General features: G+C 72.3%; 18 protein-coding genes and 1 tRNA gene. 9 read left to right on the forward strand and 10 right to left on the reverse strand.

Annotation, left to right across the window (positions count from 1 at the left end):
• Positions 1-2: 2 nt before the first annotated feature.
• The 3 genes from D1825_RS14265 to D1825_RS14275 form a co-directional block, all read right to left on the reverse strand.
• Positions 3-1,040, reverse strand: coding sequence for a hypothetical protein (locus D1825_RS14265; protein WP_118768077.1), 1,038 nt, complete (start codon positions 1,038-1,040; stop codon positions 3-5).
• Positions 1,037-1,540, reverse strand: coding sequence for an RNA polymerase sigma factor (locus tag D1825_RS18840; RefSeq protein ID WP_118768078.1), 504 nt, complete (start codon positions 1,538-1,540; stop codon positions 1,037-1,039). The genes D1825_RS14265 and D1825_RS18840 overlap by 4 nt, the downstream gene beginning before the upstream one ends.
• A gap of 405 nt (positions 1,541-1,945) precedes the next feature.
• A tRNA-Gly gene (locus D1825_RS14275) sits at positions 1,946-2,016 on the reverse strand.
• Positions 2,017-2,117: 101 nt separating this feature from the next.
• On the opposite strand from D1825_RS14275, the gene D1825_RS14280 reads away from it, so the two are divergent.
• The gene (locus tag D1825_RS14280; RefSeq protein WP_118768079.1) at positions 2,118-2,720 is read left to right on the forward strand and encodes a GNAT family N-acetyltransferase; all 603 of its coding nucleotides are present in this window, start codon (positions 2,118-2,120) and stop codon (positions 2,718-2,720) included.
• 47 nt (positions 2,721-2,767) lie between these two features.
• Here D1825_RS14280 and D1825_RS14285 read toward each other — a convergent pair whose 3' ends face one another.
• From D1825_RS14285 to D1825_RS14300, 4 genes are all read right to left on the reverse strand, one after another.
• Positions 2,768-3,586, reverse strand: coding sequence for a LolA-like protein (locus tag D1825_RS14285; protein WP_118768080.1), 819 nt, complete (start codon positions 3,584-3,586; stop codon positions 2,768-2,770).
• A gap of 135 nt (positions 3,587-3,721) precedes the next feature.
• On the reverse strand, positions 3,722-4,714 hold the full coding sequence (locus tag D1825_RS14290) for an aldose epimerase family protein (RefSeq protein WP_118768081.1): 993 nt from the start codon (positions 4,712-4,714) through the stop codon (positions 3,722-3,724).
• A 40-nt stretch (positions 4,715-4,754) separates the two neighbouring features.
• Entirely contained in the window at positions 4,755-7,205 is a 2,451-nt protein-coding gene (locus D1825_RS14295; RefSeq protein ID WP_118768082.1) for a GH36-type glycosyl hydrolase domain-containing protein, read from the reverse strand.
• Positions 7,206-7,369: 164 nt separating this feature from the next.
• Positions 7,370-7,807 carry a DUF6069 family protein gene (locus tag D1825_RS14300; protein ID WP_118768083.1) on the reverse strand — a complete coding sequence of 146 codons (438 nt, stop codon included), beginning with the start codon at positions 7,805-7,807 and terminating at the stop codon, positions 7,370-7,372.
• Positions 7,808-7,948: 141 nt separating this feature from the next.
• On the opposite strand from D1825_RS14300, the gene D1825_RS14305 reads away from it, so the two are divergent.
• The 6 genes from D1825_RS14305 to D1825_RS14330 all read left to right on the forward strand — a co-directional run bounded on the left by D1825_RS14305 (position 7,949) and on the right by D1825_RS14330 (position 12,634).
• Entirely contained in the window at positions 7,949-9,064 is a 1,116-nt protein-coding gene (locus D1825_RS14305) for a sensor histidine kinase (RefSeq protein WP_118768084.1), read from the forward strand.
• Entirely contained in the window at positions 9,061-9,714 is a 654-nt protein-coding gene (locus D1825_RS14310) for a response regulator (RefSeq protein WP_118768085.1), read from the forward strand. Before D1825_RS14305 ends, D1825_RS14310 begins: the two co-directional genes overlap by 4 nt.
• Before the next feature lie 30 nt (positions 9,715-9,744).
• Complete coding sequence (dcd, locus tag D1825_RS14315; protein WP_118768086.1) at positions 9,745-10,320, forward strand: dCTP deaminase; 576 nt, start codon at positions 9,745-9,747, stop codon at positions 10,318-10,320.
• Positions 10,321-11,454 (forward strand): hypothetical protein, encoded by a 1,134-nt coding sequence (locus D1825_RS14320; protein ID WP_118768087.1) that lies wholly within the window; start codon positions 10,321-10,323, stop codon positions 11,452-11,454.
• A 71-nt stretch (positions 11,455-11,525) separates the two neighbouring features.
• Entirely contained in the window at positions 11,526-12,059 is a 534-nt protein-coding gene (locus D1825_RS14325; RefSeq protein ID WP_233549913.1) for a zinc metalloprotease, read from the forward strand.
• Positions 12,056-12,634 (forward strand): hypothetical protein, encoded by a 579-nt coding sequence (locus D1825_RS14330; protein ID WP_118768088.1) that lies wholly within the window; start codon positions 12,056-12,058, stop codon positions 12,632-12,634. Before D1825_RS14325 ends, D1825_RS14330 begins: the two co-directional genes overlap by 4 nt.
• A 4-nt stretch (positions 12,635-12,638) precedes the next feature.
• Here the strand turns inward: D1825_RS14330 and D1825_RS14335 are convergent, their stop codons facing one another.
• Positions 12,639-14,534 carry an ABC transporter ATP-binding protein gene (locus D1825_RS14335; RefSeq protein ID WP_118768089.1) on the reverse strand — a complete coding sequence of 632 codons (1,896 nt, stop codon included), beginning with the start codon at positions 14,532-14,534 and terminating at the stop codon, positions 12,639-12,641.
• A 103-nt stretch (positions 14,535-14,637) separates the two neighbouring features.
• Here D1825_RS14335 and D1825_RS14340 point away from each other — a divergent pair, with 103 nt between their 5' ends.
• Positions 14,638-15,072: a MarR family winged helix-turn-helix transcriptional regulator gene (locus D1825_RS14340; protein ID WP_233549914.1), complete on the forward strand. Its 435-nt coding sequence runs from the start codon at positions 14,638-14,640 to the stop codon at positions 15,070-15,072.
• Positions 15,073-15,075: 3 nt separating this feature from the next.
• Here D1825_RS14340 and D1825_RS14345 read toward each other — a convergent pair whose 3' ends face one another.
• Positions 15,076-15,423 carry a VOC family protein gene (locus tag D1825_RS14345; protein WP_118768090.1) on the reverse strand — a complete coding sequence of 116 codons (348 nt, stop codon included), beginning with the start codon at positions 15,421-15,423 and terminating at the stop codon, positions 15,076-15,078.
• Complete coding sequence (locus D1825_RS14350; RefSeq protein WP_118768091.1) at positions 15,420-17,522, reverse strand: (Fe-S)-binding protein; 2,103 nt, start codon at positions 17,520-17,522, stop codon at positions 15,420-15,422. Before D1825_RS14350 ends, D1825_RS14345 begins: the two co-directional genes overlap by 4 nt.
• 520 nt (positions 17,523-18,042) lie before the next feature.
• On the opposite strand from D1825_RS14350, the gene D1825_RS14355 reads away from it, so the two are divergent.
• A partial coding sequence (locus D1825_RS14355) for a proton-conducting transporter transmembrane domain-containing protein (protein ID WP_267897579.1) occupies positions 18,043-19,093 on the forward strand: 1,051 nt, incomplete at its 3' end.

A 19,093-nucleotide genomic window follows, 5' to 3' on the forward strand; every position in this document is an offset into this window, starting at 1 on the left:
AGTCAGCGCCCCGTGTCTTCGTCGTCAGTCATCCCTGCTGTCGCGATCTGGGTGTTGTCGAGCGCGACGTGCTCGACGGCAGCCGCCAGTTCGGTGAGTCGCTCGATGCCTCCCGCGCCATTGAGCACGTAACCGAGCCCGTCGGCGTTCCACCACAGCTGCCCGTTCGAGGTGTAGGCCGCGACGTGGCCGTTCACCGTTGTCAGGGTCGTGTAGGAGGCCGCGCGTGAGGCGACCTCGACGGGGGAATGACTCGCAAGCACAACCTGGAGCCCGATCCGCTCGTCACCCTGCCCATACGTCACCGACCACGTCCGCGTCGTCAGGCTCTCATCAGGCACCGGCACCTCGGCGGTGTTCCACGCCCTCGGGACCGTTGGCGCTGCAACGTGGCCGCGCTCGAAGCTGAGGGCGTTGAGTGTCGCGGTGAGCTGCTTGTCGTCGAGCCCGCTGGCCTCGGCGTACCACCGCTCATTGCCCTCGCTCCAAGACAGGACTCGCTCGCCGTCACTAAGCGTGAGCAAGCGCCCACTCGTTCCTCTCACCTGCAAGTCAACGATGCCCTCCTGTCCCTCGTAGGGGTTGGGCACGTCCGCCCAGATGGTGATGGCACGCAGGCTCGGGGCGGTCGAGTACAGGACGGCGACCGGGGCGACCTGCGCGCAGTCGGCGGTGGACTGGGTCAGTGCGGCCGTCCGCAGCGACGGTAGGTCAGGCGACGAGATCACCGCCGCCAGCCTCGCGGCGTCGGGAGTCCGCGACCACTGGTCGCGGGGAAGCGCGCCGTCGCCGCCGCCTTCGTTGCAACGATCTGGTCCTTCTGCCTGCGCCACGCCCACGAACCCGTCGGGGCCGCTGGTGGGATGCCCAGGCAGGGCTCCGATCCCGAGGACGAGCGTGGCGGCGACAGCGCCGACCACCCCGACGCCGCGGGCGCGGCGGTGGCGCCGGATCGTGCGGGCGCGGTGCTGGATGGTTTCGATGGGCAGCGCTTGTGCGTCTTCGATCGCGCCCAGGTCGGTCAGGAAGTCGGTGGTCATGGTCGGTCCCCGTTCATCGCAGGTTCGAGCAGTGCGGCTAGGTGCTTGCGGGCCCGCGACAGCGTGGTCGCGACGGTCCCCCGGGAGACATTCATTGCTGCGGCGACCTCGGCTTCTGGCAGGTCGGCGACGTACCGCAGCGCAATAGCGGTTCGGGCGCGCGGTGAGAGCTGCGCAACGGCCCGCCACAGTGCGGTGTCGGGCGGCTCGGGTGGCGGGACCGGCGCTTGGCGCGTCCGAGCCTGGTGTCGCTGCTCGAGCGCAGTCCTTCGCCACGAGCGCCGCACTTGGTTCAACGCGGTGGCGTAGACCCAGCCCCCGGGCGAGTCCATGCCTGATACCCGCCCCCAGTGAACGAGCGCCAGCGCGAATGCCTCCGCGGCGGCCTCTTCACCGAGACCGGCGTCCCCGGTCGCCATCGTCATCGCCTGCCGTACCCGCGGGAACTCCCGCCGGTACCAGCCCTCGAACTCGAGCGCCGGTGGATCGTGTCGTCTCATACCCGATCAAGCCTCAGCGGTCGACGGATGTTGACATGTCCAGCGCTCCGCCGACAACCCGACACCGCTCCTAGAGTCGACCACACGCGGCACGGTACGTCGCCATCGGGGCCTGCATCGGGCGACGTGGCCAATCGCTGCAGCGAAGGCCGTAGCGCCGCAGCAATTGCGGGACGGTCCTAGATCGCGGTACGTCGTTGTTCCGACGGTGCAGCGTGGCCGGAGGCAGGAAGCGTGACGGCGCTTGGCCGTCCGAGTCCCGTCGCCGCTGACGCAGGCGAGGGCGGCGAAGTTGTCCTGGTCACCCACACGCAGGTGAGACCTGAGGATGGCGACGTCCTAGGGGAGGCCCTAGGGCCCTGGCCTGCGGCAACTGGCGACAGCTAGGGGTCGTTGACCCGAGGGAGCGGGTGACGGGAATCGAACCCGCGCTATCAGCTTGGGAAGCTGAAGTTCTGCCATTGAACTACACCCGCACGAGCGTCGACCGGAGCCGCAGGGACCCCCGCCGTCGTCGGCCCGGTCAGCATACCCGGACCTCCGCGACCGACGAACTCCGCATGTGAGAAGGTCGAGCGTGCCTCGAACGATCCGCCCGTTCCACCCGTCCGACCTCGGTGCGATCTACCGCATCTGCCTGCTCACCGGGCACGCCGGCGGGGACTCCTCGCACCTGTACCGCAACCCGGACCTGCTCGCGCACCTGTACGCGGGGCCGTACCCGGTGGCGGACCCGGGGATGACGTTCGTCGTCGCGGACGACGAGGGGATCGCGGGCTACATCGTCGCGACGGCGGACTCCGCCGGCTTCGAGCGCTGGCGCGAGGAGCACTGGTGGCCGGTGCTGCGCGAGCAGTACCCGCTCGTCGAGGACCCGAAGAACGGCACCGAGGACCACGTCCTCGTCGGGCGGATCCACGAGACGTGGGACGACCTGCCGGTGTACGCCGAGTACCCCGCGCACATGCACATCGACCTGCTGCCCCGCGTGCAGGGGCAGGGCCTCGGTCGGCAGCTGATCGAGACGCTGGCCGTGGCGCTGCGCGAGCGGGGGGTACGCGGGCTGCACCTGGGCGTGTCCCTCGAGAACCCGGGCGCGATCGCGTTCTACCACCGCGTCGGGTTCGAGACGCTCGAGACCCGCGACTGGGGACTGCTGCTCGGCCTGCGCCTGGAGTGACGAACGGCCCGCACCCGCGAGGGTACGGGCCGTCCGTGAGCCGGGTGTCAGGACGTCGGCATGTCCACGATGTCCGAGGCGGCGGGCGCCTCGACGGCGACCTTCTTGCCCCAGTCGGTCATCGTCATCTCGGTCGTCGTGCCGGCCTGGTCCATGACCATCTTGCGCGGCTTGTTGTCCGGGCCAATCCAGTACGTGTAGGTGAAGGTCGCGGGGATCGCGTCGCCGGCGGCCTTGATCGTGTCGGCCATCGGGCCGGTGATCTTCGTCGTGTCGACGACGACCTTGTACGGCTGCGCGTCGACGCCGTCGAGCTTCTCGGTCGCGCCCGACTTCTCGACGCTGACCACGGCGTCCTCCATGGCCTTGACCGAGGCGGACGGGTCCATCTGGTCGGTGACGCCGGCGAAGCTCTTCGCCATCTCGTTCGAGTCGTCGCTCGGGTCGACCTTGATGAACTTGTCCTGCGAGAGCTCGCCCAGGTTCATGTACCAGATCCCGTCGACGACGCGGACCTCCATGTCCATGCCCTGCGAGCTCATCGTCATCGCCATCGCGATGTCGTCACCCTTGACCGCGGCGTCGCCCTCGGCGGTCATCGCGACGGTGCCGTTCGCGGACGTCTTCATGACGGTGTGGTAGCTGGCGTCGTTCGCCATCGAGCCGGCGACGACCTCCATGAAGTTGTCGGCGGTCAGCTCGCTCGAGGCGGCTTCGCCCGAGGTGTCGTCGTCCGCAGGTGCGGAGGTGGACGAGGCCCCGGAAGGCTTCGACGACGCGTCGTCGGACGCGCCGGAACAGCCGGCGAGGGAGAGCATCGCCGCGACGGAGGCGGCGACGAGGGCGGTGGAGCGGCGAGCACGCATGGCGGAGAGTCCCCCTGGGTAGTGGTCCTGAACCCCGACATCGTGACACGGAACGGTCGTGACCTGGGGATCGGCTGTGCGTGCAGGGCGGGCGAAATCTGCAGAACCGCAGGTCAGCGGCTTAGGTGCCCGAGGCTACACCGAGACGCGGAACGTGAAGCTCCCCGTGCGCTCCTCGCCGGGCTCGAGCACGAACACGCCCGTGCCGGGCACGCCCGCACCGTGCAGCGCGAAGCCGCCGTTGACGTTGGTCACGGGCTCGATCGCGAAGCACGCGCGCCGGCGGGGCGCGTAGACCACGAGGTGCTCGTAGATCGGGTCGGCCCGCACGTCGAGCGTCACGCCAGCCTCGGGGTACGTGACCCGCACGTCGCGCCAGTCCCGCAGGACGTCGTCGATGAACGCGGACCCCAGCGCGCGCGGCGAGCTGAAGTCCGCCCGCGCCGGCACCGCTCCGGCGGCGCCGGTCGCCATCCCGTGGTCGAGCGGGTAGCCGCGGCCGGTCGGGATGTGCACGACGGGCTGCCCCGGCGGGCAGATCGGGGTCTGCTCGTGCGCGGGGTGCAGCGAGCGCTGCAGGTACGGGTGGTGCCCGAACCCCGCGGGGAACGACGACGTGTCGGTGTTGCGCACGCTCGTCGTGACTCGCAGCGCGTCGTCGACGACCTCGTAGCGGATGCGAGAGGCGAACCGCCACGGGAAGTTCACGCCGACGAGCGACGACGTCTCCAGCTCGAGGTCGATCGACGACTCCGACTGCTCGACGACGGACCACGCCGAGTACCGCACGGCGCCGTGGATCGCGGTGCCGTCGGCGCCGTTGCGCTGCAGCTGCCACGTCCGCCCGCCGAACGAGAGCACGCCCTCGCGCAGCCGGTTGGACCACGGCACCATCGGGAAGCTCGCGCACTTCTCGGGGTCGCCGATCGCGCTGCGCCGGGTGGGGCGCAGCAGGTCGCGCCACACCCCGTCCGCGGTGCGGATACGGCCGGCCGTGAGCGCCGCCCCCGAGAGGGGGGCGACGTCCAGCTCCCACGTGCTGCTGCGCAGCGTCGTCACGCGCGGGTCGGCGGGCGTTGTGGCGGGCGCGGGAGGGGGCACAACAGACGGCGCCTCGAGCAGCGTCATGCCTGCGTCACCTCCCCCTGCCCACCGACCGCCGGAGCGGTCAGAGGGTGACCTCGACCCGGACCGTGGAACCGGCGGGCGCGTAAGGGACGGTGTTGCCCTCGATCGGCGTCCCGTCGACGACGAGCGCGCCACGCGAGCCCTGGGCGCCCGAGTTGGTCACCGAGATCTCGTACGTCGCGCCGCGTGCCACGCGGGTGACCGTGAACGTCGGGACGTCCGGGCCGATCTGCGGGTCGACGACGAGGCCGTCGTAGTCGGTCCGCACGCCCAGCAGGTGCTGGGAGACGGCGACGAAGTTCCACGCCGCGGTGCCCGTCAGCCAGGAGTTCTTGGCCTCGCCGTGGCGGACCGCCTCCTTGCCGGCGATCATCTGCGCGTAGACGTACGGCTCGAGCTTGTGGACCTCGGAGATGTCCTCGCGGTAGGCCGGCGTGATCCGCTTGTAGTAGTCGAACGCGCGGTCACCGCGGCCCAGGACGGTCTCGCCGATGATCACCCAGGGGTTGTTGTGGCAGAAGATGCCACCGTTCTCCTTGTAGCCGGGCGGGTAGGTCGAGACCTCGCCGAGCTGCACCTGGTAGGTCGTGTACGCCGGGTACTGCAGCACCATGCCGTGGTCGGTCGCGAGCAGCTCGCCCACCGAGTCGAGCGCCTGCTCGGCCGCGCCGGACTCCAGCCCGATGCCGGCCATCGTCGCGAAGCCCTGCGGCTCGATCCAGATCTTGCCCTCGGGGTCCGCGTCCGTGCCGACGGGCGTGCCGTAGTAGTCGTACGCCCGCAGGAACCACTGGCCGTCCCAGCCGTCCTTGAGCACGGCGGTGCGCATCTCCTCGACGAGCTCCTCGGCGCGCGACGACACGTCGGCCAGGCCGCGGCGCGCGGCGAGGTCGGCGTACTGCTGGCCGTAGAGCACGAACTGCGCGGCGATGAACACCGACTCCGCGGCGCCGCCGGCCTGGTTCTCCGTCGTCTGGAACGACTCGCCCGGCGTGGTGGAGAAGCAGTTGAGGTTGAGGCAGTCGTTCCAGTCGGCGCGGCCGATGAGAGGCAGACCGTGCGGGCCGCGGTTCTCGACCGTGAACTCGAATGAGCGCGTCAGGTGCTCGAACAGCGGGACCTCGGAGCCGGGCTCGTTGTCGAACGGCACGGGCTCGTCGAGGATCGAGAAGTCGCCCGTCTCCTTGACGTACGCGGCCACGCCGGCGATGAGCCACAGCGGGTCGTCGTTGAAGCCCGAGCCGATGTCGTTGTTCCCGCGCTTCGTCAGCGGCTGGTACTGGTGGTACGCCGAGCCGTCCGCGAACTGCGTCGAGGCGATGTCGATGATCCGCTCACGCGCACGCTCGGGGATCAGGTGCACGAAGCCGAGCAGGTCCTGGTTGGAGTCGCGGAAGCCCATGCCGCGGCCGATGCCGGTCTCGAAGAACGAGGCCGAGCGCGACATGTTGAACGTGACCATGCACTGGTACTGGTTCCAGACGTTGACCATCCGATCGAGCTTCTCGTCGGTCGACCTCACCGAGTACGTCGAGAGCAGGCCCGTCCAGTGCGCGCGCAGTGCCTCGAAGGCGGCGTCGGCCTGCTCGGCGGTGGCGAACCGGCCCAGCAGGTCGTGCGCGCGCTGACGGTTGATCAGCTGGTGGTCGTCGTCGGCCCACTTCTCCTCGTCCGGGTTCTCGACGTAGCCGAGGGTGTAGACGAGGTCGCGGGACTCGCCCGGCGCGAGCGTGAGCTTCACCGAGTGCGAGCCGATCGGGTACCAGCCCGAGGCGACCGAGTTGGCCGAGACGCCCGAGCGCGGCACGGCGGCCTCGCCGAGGCCGTTGTACTGGCCGACGAACGTGTCGCGGTCGGTGTCGAACCCGTCGGCGGGCGTGTTCACGCCGAACACCGCGTAGTGGTCGCGGCGCTCGCGGTACTCGGTGCGGTGGTAGATCGCGGACCCGTGGGGGCCCTCCTGCTCGATCTCGACCTCGCCGATCGACAGGTTGCGCTGGTAGTTCGTCTGGTCGTCCTGCGCGTTCCACAGGCAGAACTCGACGAACGAGAAGAGCGTGACGGTCTTCTCCGCGTCGGTGTCGTTGGTGACCGTGACGCGCTGGATCTCCGCGTCCTCGCCCAGCGGGACGAAGAACAGCGTGTCGACGGTCAGGCCGCCGCGCGAGCCCGTGATGCGGGAGTAGCCCAGGCCGTGGCGCGCCTCGAAGTGGTCGAGGTCGGCCTTGACCGGCAGCCAGGACGGGGTCCAGACGTCGCCCTCGTCGTGCACGTAGAGGTAACGGCCGCCCGCGTCCGCGGGGATGTTGTTGTAGCGGTACCGCGTGAGGCGACGCATCTTGGCGTCCCGGTAGAACGAGTAGCCACCGGCCTGGTGGGACACGAGCGAGAAGAACTTCTCCGACCCCAGGTAGTTGATCCACGGGTACGGCGTGTGCGGGGTGGTGACGACGTACTCACGTGCGTCGTCGTCGAAGTACCCGTAGCGCATTGGTCAAGCCCCTCGCGTGCTCGTCAGGATCACGCACTTCCCCCGGCGGTCCCGGCCGCTGTGCCGGTCCCTCGCCGCGGGGACGGCGTGGATATCAGTGGTGTGGGATCGCTCCCACGCAGCCCACGGACGAGAGCATAGCCCCCCGCCCGTGGGCCGTCACGTCACCTGGTCGGGGCCTTCTCCCTGACGGGCGTGCGTGAGAGGGTGCTCGCGCGCCGGGCGTGCCGCGGGTCGAGGCCGCCGACGACGATCGCGCCGACCACGCCGTGCATCACGGACAGCGTGATGGCGGCGCCTGCCGACGAGGCTCCGAGCGGACCCAGCAGCGAGACCGCGAGGATGACGCCGCAGGTCACGCGCCATCCGACGGGGGCCGCGCAAGGATCGAGACCGACGCGGTCGGCTCGTCGGGCGAACAGCGTGCGCACCGGCCAGGCAGCCAGCACGACGAGGGCCGCGAGGACGACGACCGCCGCGGGGCCGACCGTGGAGCCGGGGACGGCGAGCTCGACGCCGAGGACCGGGACGGCGACCGCCCACACGGCGAGCGCACCGAGGGGTGCGGCCAGGACGACGGACCAGACGGGGACGGGGCGCATGGCGTCCCTCCTTTCCTAGACGGGGTGGTGCGGTCCTCCGACGCTCCCGCCCCGGCACCGCCCTCCGCCTCGGCCGGGCGTTCCCCGCACCCCCTCCTTTGGTCGGTCGCCGGCTCGGGCCGTGGTTCCTACGCTCGGGTCATGGACATCGACTGCCCCCCGCCGCGACTCGGTCGCGTGCTGGTCCCGGCGCTCCTGGTGCTCGCGGCCCTGACCGCGCTCACCGTGTGGGCGGCCGGCTCCGACGGCACGCGGGCGACCCCGCTCGTGCTGGACGCCCTGGCCGGGCTGCTCGCGCTCGCGGTGCTGCTCATGGTCACGTCCCGGCCGCTGCTGGCGGGGGTGCTGCTCGGTGCGCTCGCGGCGGTCAGCCCCGCCGCAACGCCGTCCGCGACGGCCGGGGTGCTGGTCGCCGCGCGCTGGTTCCCGTTGCGCACCGCGCTGCAGGTCGCGCTCGCGAGCGTCGTCGGGCACGCGATCCAGGGGCTCTGGCCGCCGATCGGCATGCCGTACGGGTGGTGGCTGGTGTGCGACGTCGCGGTGCACGCGGCGCTCGTCGGCTGGGGTGCGTACGGCCGCGCCCGGGCGACCGCGGTGCAGCTGTGGCGCGAGCGCGCGCAGCGGGCCGAGCGCGAGCAGGCCAGCCGGGTCGAGGAGGCGCGGGTCGCCGAGCGCACCCGGATCGCCCGGGAGATGCACGACTCGCTCGCGCACCGGCTCTCGCTGCTGGCGACGACTGCGGGGGCGCTCGAGTACCGGCCAGACCTGAGCCCCGAGCAGGTGGCCGCCGCGGCGGGCGTGGTCCGGGCGGGGGCCGGGGAGGCGCTCGAGGACCTGCGGGCGGTGATCGGCGTGCTGCGCGAGCAGCCCGACGAGCTCCGGCCGGCGCCGGGCCTCGGCGACCTGGATGCGCTCGTCGCCCAGTGGCGCGACGCGGGGATGGTCGTCGAGCTCGACCAGGCTGCGCCCGACGTGCCCCCCGCGGTCGGGCTGGCCGCGTACCGGGTCGCCCAGGAGGGGCTGACCAACGCGCACCGGCACGCACCCGGCTCGCGCGTGCGCGTCGCTGTCGGCGCGCGTGACGGCGGGCTCGTCGTCGACGTGCGCGACTCGGGCGGTCGCATCCGCCCGGGGTCGACGCCCGGCGCCGCCGCCGGGCTCATCGGGTTGCGCGAGCGGGTCGAGCTGCTCGGCGGTGCGCTGACCGCCGCCCCGACGAACGACGGCTTCGTCCTCGCCGCCTGGATCCCCGCATGAGCGTCCGGGTGCTCGTGGTGGACGACGACGCGCTCGTGCGGTCCGGGCTCACGCTCATGCTCGACGGCGCCGAGCAGGGCGCGATCGTCGTCGTCGGGGAGGCGGCCGACGGCTCCCAGGTGCCCGCGGCGCTCGACGCGCACCGCGCCGACGTCGTGCTCATGGACCTGCGCATGCCCGGCACTGACGGTGTCGCGGCGACCCGGACCGTGCGCGGCCGCACCGACCCGCCGGCCGTCGTCGTGCTCACCACGTTCGACACGGCCCCCGAGATCGAGGGCGCGCTGCGGGCCGGCGCGGCCGGCTACCTGCTCAAGGACGCCGAGCCCGCGCGGATCGTCGCCGCCGTCCTGGCGGCCGCAGCGGGGGAGCCCGTGCTCTCGCCGCAGGTCGCCCGGCACCTCATGGACGCGGCCGCGCGGGCCGGTGGTGAGCGGGAGCGCGCACGCGCCGCGCTCGCGCTGCTGACCCCGCGCGAGCAGGACGTCGTGCGGGCCGTCGCGCGCGGCGAGAGCAACACCGGCGTGGCCCGGACGCTGTTCCTCAGCCTCCCGACGGTCAAGGCCCACGTGTCGAGCGCGCTGCTCAAGCTCGGGCTCGAGAACCGCACGCAGCTCGCGCTTCTGGTCCACGACGCGGACCGGGTCTGAGCGGGGCGTCCGCGGGGCTACCGTTGGCCCGTGCTGCTCTCCGACCGTGACATCAGAGCCGAGCTCGAGTCGGGCCGCGTCGCCCTCGAGCCCTACGACGCCGCCATGCTGCAGCCGTCGAGCATCGACGTGCGCCTCGACCGGTACTTCCGGCTGTTCGACAACCACAAGTACCCGTACATCGACCCCGCGACCGACCAGCCCGAGCTCACGCGGCTCGTCGAGGTCACGCCGGGCGAGTCGTTCGTGCTGCACCCCGGCGAGTTCGTGCTGGGCTCGACCTACGAGCAGGTCACGCTGCCCGACGACGTCGCGGCGCGCCTCGAGGGCAAGTCGTCGCTCGGCCGCCTCGGCCTGCTCACGCACTCCACGGCCGGGTTCATCGACCCCGGCTTCAGCGGCCACGTGACGCTCGAGCTGTCCAACGTCGCGACGCTGCCGATCCTGCTGTGGCCCGGGATGAAGATCGGGCAGATGTGCTTCTTCCGCCTCTCGTCGGCGGCCGAGAACCCCTACGGCTCGAGCGCCTACGGCTCGCGCTACCAGGGGCAGCGGGGCCCGACAGCGTCCCGCTCCTGGCAGAACTTCCACCGCACGGACGTGTAAGTGGCACTCCCGCGCCTGCCCCTGGCCGACGACCCGCAGCTGCCGGGCCGGCACCTGCTCGCCCTGCCCGAGGGGATCGACTCCGAGGAGGTCGAGGTGCTGGCCGCGAGCCGGTTCGCGGCCGCGCGCTGGGAGCCCGTCGGCGACGTGCCCGCCCAACGAGGTCGCCGGCCGCTGACCGCCGCGTTCGGCATCCGGATCACCGCGGCCCCGGCCGCCCCCGTGCTGCGGCTCTCGCGGCACTCGACGCTGACCGGCCCGTACGGCGTGACGCCCGACGACATCGTCGCGCTCGGCCTGCCGTCCGCCACGGGCCAGGTGTACGACGTGGCGTGCACGCGCGAGCGCGGCGACAAGCCGTACCCGGGAGGGGACCGCGACGGCATCAACCGTGCCTTCGCCGACGGGCTGCCCGTGCGCGAGGAGCAGCGCGTGGTGCAGTGGCTCGTCGACGCCGCCCGGCGCCTCGGCGGCTCGGTGCGGGTCGGGGGCCGCGGGACGATCCTCGCGCCGGACATCGAGGGCGCGATCGACCTCACGGTGCTGACGGACCGCTGGGTCGAGCCGAACGAGGCGCTCGCCATCGTGCAGAGCGCCGTCCCTCGCGCTCGCCTGTCGGTGCCGCCCCGGGCCTGGGACGGTCCTCTCGAAGGGGCGGGCCGCCATGCCATCGGCGACTCCCCGCACGGCGTCACGGAACCGGGCGGCCGGGGGCTGCGTGCGGCGCTCGACCAGCACGGCGTGCGCGACCCCGACGAGCGACGCCGGCTGCTCGCGGAGGCCGCGGCCTTCGACGAGATGATGCTCTCCGCCCCGCAGGCGGCGCAGACGTTCGGGGTGCTCGTCGACCTGGGCGTGGACGGCATGATCGCGGTCGAGGTGGGCGAGCCCGACGAGGTCCCGCCGCTGCTGCAGGCCGTCGAGTGGGCCCAGCGCGGGGTCGTCGCGTACCGCGTGCACTGGGAACCCGTGGTCGTCGACGAGCTCGAGGCCGAGCGCCCGACGCTCGAGCACCGCGTGGCCCGTCGTCGGGCCGCCTCGACGTTGCACGCGGTCGCGCGCGCGGTGCACCAGGCCGTCGGCGGCGAGATCGCCGACGAGGCCGACTTCCTCGTCGATCCCCGCGACCTCTGACTCCTTGACCCTCCGGGTCGTCAGGCCCTACGTTCCGACCGGGCGATCTGCCCGGATCGAGGGGGCTCGTGGTGATACGACGGTCTGTCCTGCGCGGAGTCGCGATCGGCGCGGTGGGTCTGCTGGCGGTGGGCGCGACGCAGCAGTCCGCGTCCGCGACGTACTACGACGGCGGGATGCCGTCGCTGAGCTTCACGGTCCGGCCGGTCAACGTGAACGACGTGTGGATCGGCTACCTCGACACCGCGCGCGGCTACTGGAACGCGACGAGCGCAGGCACGCACATCACGCGCACGACGACGTCGAAGAACACCTACACCGCGGGCCGCTGGAACTACAGCTGGGGCGGTCGCTACACGCCCACCGGCAGCGGCTCGGGCCGCACCTTCACCATCGAGGTCAACGTGCAGTACCTCGAGGCGCGCGCCGGCTCGAGCCTCAAGACCTGGATCCTGTCGACCAGCACGCACGAGCTCGGGCACGCGCTCAAGCTGGCCGACAACCCCGGCACGACGAGGGCGTCGCTCATGAAGTACGACCGCGACCCCGCCAAGATCTACAAGCCGCAGTCCTACGACATCAGCGAAGTGGTGAAGTACTCATGAGGGCTCTGCTCGTCCTTGTCGCGGCGGCCGGGCTCGCGCTCGCGGGCTGCTCGTCGTCCCCCGAGGTCGTCTCCTCGACCGCCGACTACCCCTCCTACGAGACGCCGCAGGACATCGTCGACGCCGCGGACGTCGTGGTCCGCGGCACCGTCACGGGCTCGCGGGTCAAGGAGGACCAGCCGATCGTCTCGACCGTGGGCGACCCGTCGGTCAACCCGCAGGCGGGCCTCGACGAGGTCACCGACGTGCCGGGGATCGTCGTGACGATCTCGACCGTGCGGGTCGAGGAGGTCCTCAAGGGCGACGTGGCCGTCGGGGACGTCATCGAGGTGGCGCAGCTCGGCGGCCTCTACGAGGGGGTGCGGTACGTCGAGACGTCGACGGTCGCTCTGGAGGAGGGGAGCGACGACTACGTGCTGCTGCTCGCCGACCACGGGCCGGGCGTGCCGTACGACCTGCTGCACCCGGTGCAGGCGATGTACACGGTCGACTCGGGCGATCTCGATCCCGTCGCGCCCGACAACGACGTGGCCGTGGACACCGTCGACGACCTGGCGCAGCTCGCCCAGGAGTGAGCCGTCAGGCCGCCGCGGCCGGCTCGCGGAACTGGGTGCGGTAGAGCTCGGAGTACAGCCCGCCCGCGGCGATGAGCTCCGCGTGCGTACCGGTCTGCACCACCCGGCCGGCCTCGACGACGACGATCGCGTCGGCCTTGCGCACCGTGGAGAGGCGGTGGGCGATCACGAGCGACGTGCGGCCGACGAGGGCCTCGTCGAGCGCGGCCTGCACGGCGGCCTCCGACTCCGAGTCGAGGTGCGCGGTGGCCTCGTCGAGCACCACCACGTCGGGGGCCTTGAGCAGCAGTCGCGCGATGGCCAGGCGCTGGCGCTCGCCGCCGGACAGCCGGTAGCCGCGGTCGCCGACGACGGTCTCGATCCCCTCGGGCAGGCTCGCCACCAGCGTCCACACGTGGGCCTGGCGCAGCGCGCGCTCGAGGTCGGCGTCGGTCGCCTCGGGGCGGGCCAGGCGCAGGTTCGCGGCGATCGTGTCGTGGAGCAGGTGCGCCTCCTGGCTGACCACGCCGACGGTCGCGCGCAGCGACTCCTGGGTGACGTCGCGCAGGTCGTGGCCGGCGATCCGGACCGCACCGCGCGTCGGGTCGTACATGCGCGTGACCAGCTGGGAGATGGTCGTCTTGCCCGCGCCCGACGGGCCGACGATCGCGACCATGTGCCCCGCGGGGACGCGGAACGTGATGTCGTGCAGGGTGTCGGCGACCGGGTCGTGGCTCAGGGTCGCGACCGCCTCCAGGGAGGCGAGGGAGACCTCGTCGGCCGCGGGGTACCGGAACCCGACGCCCGCGAGCTCGACGTCCGCGCCCCGCTGGGCGACCGCCGTACGCACGTCGCCCGCGTCGGGCTTGTCGGTGACGGTCGGCTGGAGGTCGAGCACCTCGAGCACGCGCTCGAAGCTGACCAGCGCGGTCATGACGTCGACCTGGACCGTGGACATCGCGGTCAGGGGGCCGTAGAGGCGGCCGAGATAGGCGGCCAGCGCGACGACGACGCCGACGGTGAGCTCGCCGCGGATGGCCATGACGCCGCCCGCGCCGTAGATGATCGCGATCGCGACCGAGGCCAGCGTGGTCAGGCCGACGCGGAACCACGTCGCGTAGAGCGACCGGGTGACGCCGATGTCCCGCACGCGGGCGGCCTGGGTGGCGTACGCGGCCGACTCGCGGGCGGGGTCGCCGAAGATCTTCACCAGGTGCGCGCCGGCGACGTTGAACCGCTCCTGCATGATCTGGGCCGCGTCGGCGTTGCGCTCGTAGCTCTCGCGCGTGACGGCGGCGATCCGCTTGCCGAACCACCGCGCCGGCAGCACGAACGCCGGCAGCAGCACGAGCGACAGCGCGGTCAGCTGCCAGGACATCGAGAACATCGCGGCGAGCACGAAGACCACGGTCAGGGTGTTGCTCACGACGTTCTGCAGCGTCGAGGTGAACGCCTGCTGTGCGCCGAGCACGTCGCCGTTGAGCCGCTGCACGAGCGCGCCGGTGCGGGCACGGCTGAAGAACGCGAGCGGCATGCGCTGCACGTGGTCGTAGACCTCGGTGCGCAGGTCGTAGATGAGCCCTTCGCCGATCTTCGACGAGACGTAGCGGTCGGCGACGCTCAGGCCCGCGCCGAGCAGGGCGAGCCCAGCGATGGCCGAGGCGAGGACGACGACCTGGCGGGTGTCGCCGGTGCTGATGCCGTGGTCGATGAGGTTCTTGACCAGCAGCGGGGTCAGGGCGCCGGCCGCGGCCTCGAGGGCGATGAGCCCGACGAACAGCGCGAGCTGCCAGCGGTACGGGCGCGCGAACGCGAGGATGCGGCGCAGCGTGTCGCGGGTGAGGCGGCGGTGGGTGACCGCGCCGTCCTTGAAGAAGCCGCGCATCACCTGCGGGCCGCCTGAGCCGAGGGGGGTGGACATGAGGCGCCTCCGGGGGGTCGTCGAGCTGTCTTGCGCCGATGGTGAGGCTAACTCACTATGTGCCTGGTTCACAACCGCGCGAGGGTTCGGTAGCCTCACGGCCGTGAGCACCCATCCGACCGACGGCGCACCCGGGGAGTTCCTCGACCTGCTCTACGGCATCCTGCACTCGCTGCGGCGCGAGACGGCCGTGCTGCTGCGCTCCGTAGGAACCACGCCGGGGCAGCTGCGATTCCTGCGGACCCTCTCGCGCTGCGACTCGCCGCAGCGCCTGGGCGAGATCGCCGAGCGGCTCGACGTCGCGCCGCGGTCAGTGACCTCGAAGGTGGACCAGGCCGAGTCCGACGGGCACGTGCGCCGGATCCCCGACCCGACCGACCGGCGCGCGACGCTCATCGAGCTCACGCCCGAGGGGCGCGAGCTGCTGGCGGCCGTGGCGGTGCAGCAGCACCAGGGGGCCGCCGAGCGGCTGAGCGTGCTCTCGGACGCTGACCGCGCGACCCTCGTCGACCTGCTCCGCCGCGTCAACGACGCCTGAGCCTCACGCCGGGCTGACCACGCACCACTCGTTGCCCTCGGGGTCGGCCAGCACCTGGAACGAGCCGGCGACGTCGTCGTGGCGCGTGCCGATGCGGGTCGCGCCCAGCTCCTCGGCCTGTGCGGTGGCCGACTCGAGGTCGTCGACCAGGACGTCCAGGTGCAGGCGGTTCTTGGTCGACTTGGGTTCGGGCACGCGCTGGAAGGCGATCAGGGGCGAGCCCGGCGCCTGCAGCCGGCACCAGTCGGGGTCGCGCAGCTCCGGGGTGCCGCCGAGGACGTGGGACCAGAAGGTCGCGAGGGCCAGCGGGTCGGCGCAGTCGACGACGACCTCGTCGAGCCGGCCGATCATGCGGAGGTCTCCGCTTCCCGGACGCGGTCGAGCAGGAGCAGCGCGATGTCGGTGACCTCGGGGACGCCGACCACGTCGGTGGCAGCGGCAGCGGCTGCGACGCCGTCGCTCAGCATCACCGTGCAGAACGGGCACGCCGTCGCGACGACGTCCGCGCCGGTGCCGATGGCCTCGGTCGCGCGCGTCGTGCTGATCCGCGTGCCGATCGACTCCTCCATCCACATGCGCGCGCCGCCCGCGCCGCAGCAGAAGGACTGCTCGCGGTTGCGGGGCATCTCGGCGACGGTCACGCCCGGCAGCGAGTCGAGCAGCTCGCGCGGCGGGGAGTAGATCTCGTTGTGCCGGCCCAGGTAGCAGGGGTCGTGGTAGGTGACGCTGGTGGCCTCCTGCGGGGCCGGCCGGAGCCGCCCGTCGGCGACCAGGGTGTTGAGCAGCTCGGTGTGGTGCAGCACCTCGTACCGGCCGCCGAGCTGGGGGTACTCGCGTGCGATCGTGTTGAAGCAGTGCGCGCACGTGACGACGATCCGCCTCGCACCGACCTCGTTGAGGACCTCCACGTTGGCGCTCGCGAGCATCTGGTAGAGCAGCTCGTTCCCGGCTCGTCGGGCGGGGTCGCCGGTGCAGCCCTCGCCGTCGCCCAGCACCGCGAAGCTGACGCCGGCCGTGTGCAGCAGCTCCGCGACGGCCCTCGTCGTGCGCTTGGCGCGGTCCTCGTACGCACCCGCGCAGCCCACCCAGAACAGGTACTCGACGTCGTCGGCGGACTCGACGTCGGCGCCGACGACCGGCACGTCGAACTCCAGCCCCTTGGCCCAGTCGAGCCGCGCGCGGGCCGGGAGCCCCCACGGGTTGCCCTGGCGCTCGAGCTTGGTGAACGCGCCGCCGAGCTCCTTGGGGAACGCCGACTCCATGAGCACCTGGTAGCGGCGCATGTCGACGATGGCGTCCACGTGCTCGATGTCGACCGGGCACTGCTGCACGCACGCGCCGCACGTGGTGCAGGCCCACAGGGCGTCGGGGTCGATGACGCCGCCGCCGATGAGGTCGAGGCCCGCGTGCGACTCGTCGGCCGCGCGCAGGTACGGGGCCGTCGCCGCGGCGTGGTCGCGCAGCGCGAGCGTGACGAGCTTGGGGGACAGCGGCTTGTCCGTGGCCCACGCGGGGCACTGGTCCTGGCATCGGCCGCACTCGGTGCAGGTGGAGAAGTCGAGCAGGCCCTTCCAGGTGAAGTCCTCGATGGCGCCGACCCCGAGGCGCGCGTCGTCGGGCAGGTCCTCCAGGCCTTCGAGGTCCACCGGCCCGTGCTGCGTGGTGATCGGCTGCAGGGGGCCGAGCGCGGGGCGGCCGTCGGGCTCGCGGCGCGCGTAGACGTTCACGATCGCGAGGAACCGGTGCCACGCGACGCCCATCGTCGGCTGCAGCCCGACGACCACGAACCACGACATCGACACGACGATCTTGACCGTCGCGACGACGACGATGGCGGTCTCGAGCGTGCCCTGGTCCCAGGACGGGGCGAGCCACGCGGTGAGGGGGAAGTGCCACGCGGACTGCCCGCCCCGGGCGTGCTCGAGCGCGCGCAGGGCGATCACCGCGAGCACGACCGCGGCGACGGTCGCCTCGACGAAGTACGCCTGGGCCTGGTTCGAGCCGAAGAACCGCGACCGACGAGCGTCCTCGCCGCGGGGCCGGAGGCGCAGCCGCAGGACGAACAGCGCGGCGATGCCCAGCAGCGATGCCCACGCGAAGGCCTCGATGGCCCACTCGAGCGGCCAGAGGTGCCCGACGAGCGGGAGCGTGAACCCGGGGTCGATCACCTGGCCGTAGCCGGTGAGCAGCGTCAGGAAGAGCAGGGGGAACGAGAGCATGACGACCCAGTGCGCGGCCTTGACCACGGGTCGGTGCTGGAACCGGCCGTGCCCGAGCACCTCGGCGACGAGTCGTCGCGCGCGAGGGCCGACCGGACGCCACCGCCCAGGTGCCGACCGCCCGATCCGGACCGTCCGGGTGATCGTCGTCGCGCCGCGCGCGAAGATGCCGACCCCGACGACGGTCGCGACGACCACCACGACCAACGCGACCCACTGCACCCCGTCCATGCGCACCCCGTCCACGCGGTCACGCTATCGGCCGCCCCCGCCGCCGACCCGGGACCGCCGCGCCCCGCTCGCGGCCCCGGCCGCCAGCCGCGACCGCTCGACACCACGGCGCGATCCCCCGATCATCACGGAGATTCCGCATCACCACGGGTATTGCAACCCCCGTGACGATGTCGATTCCCCGTGCCGACCGTCGGGCCTGGGCGGAGTCGGCGAGGTGATCGCGGGCGGACGGCGGGCGGCGTCCGGGTGGGCGCCGGGGGCGGGCGGCGGGGAACAGGAGGTGAACCCTCGGGCGTCGGGGCGGTCGTGGGGACCGGGCGGTCCGGGCGGTTGGTAGAGTCTTGACCAATCCGCTGGACCTCCTGGGGACGCCATCCGGCGCCCCCTGTGTGCCGTACCCGCGTGACCCCGCGCCACCCGTGAGTCCCCCGCACCATCCCGCGCACCACCCCGCACGACCCTGACAACAGATCGACCCGACCGCCCATCCCGCCCCGACAGGACGGAGACCGGACGCGTGCTGCTGCTGCTCGCCATCCACCTGGCCGCAGCCGTCGTCGCGCCCGTGCTCGTGCGCTGGTGGGGCCGGCGGGCCTTCTGGGCACTGGCCCTCGCGCCGGCGAGCGCGGCGGTGTGGGCGCTGTCGTGGACGTCGGCGGTGCGCGAGGGCAACGGGCCCGTCGAGCAGATCCAGTGGATCCCGCAGCTCGGCCTCGAGCTCACCTTCCGGCTCGACACCCTGAGCTGGTTCATGACGCTGATCGTCGGCGGCGTGGGCGCGCTCGTGCTCATCTACTGCGCGGGCTACTTCTCCACCACGGCGCACGGGCTCGGCCGGTTCGGCGGCGTGTTCGTCGCGTTCGCGGGCGCGATGCTGGGCCTGGTCACGTCCGACGACATGCTGCTGCTGTTCGTCTTCTGGGAGCTCACGACGGTTACGTCGTACCTGCTCATCGGCCACTACAGCGACCGCAAGGCCAGCCGACGAGCCGCGATGCAGGCCATCGTCATCACGACGGCCGGCGGCCTGGCGATGCTCATGGGCGTGCTGCTGCTGGGCGAGTCGGCGGGCACCTACCGCCTGTCGGAGGTGATCGCCCACCCGCCGGGCGGCACCACCGCGACGGTCGCGATCTTCTGCCTGTTCGCCGGCGTCGCCACCAAGTCCGCGCTCATCCCGTTCCACTTCTGGCTGCCCGCTGCGATGGCCGCGCCGACCCCGGTCAGCGCCTACCTGCACGCCGCGGCGATGGTGAAGGCCGGCATCTACCTGGTCGCACGCTTCGCGCCCGCCTACTCCACGCACGAGTCGTGGCGCTGGTGCGTGGTGGTCCTCGGTGGCGGCACGCTGCTGCTCGGCGGGTACCGCGCGCTGCGGCAGCACGACCTCAAGCTGATCCTCGCGTTCGGCACGGTCAGCCAGCTCGGGCTGATCACGCTGCTCGTCGGGCTGGGCTCGCGCGCCACCGCCCTCGCCGGGCTCGCGATGCTGGGCGCGCACGCGATGTTCAAGGCCGCCCTGTTCCTCGTCGTCGGCGTGGTCGACGCCGCGACCGGCACGCGCGACC

The organism is Cellulomonas rhizosphaerae, assembly GCF_003470205.1.
Taxonomy (GTDB): domain Bacteria; phylum Actinomycetota; class Actinomycetes; order Actinomycetales; family Cellulomonadaceae; genus Cellulomonas; species Cellulomonas rhizosphaerae.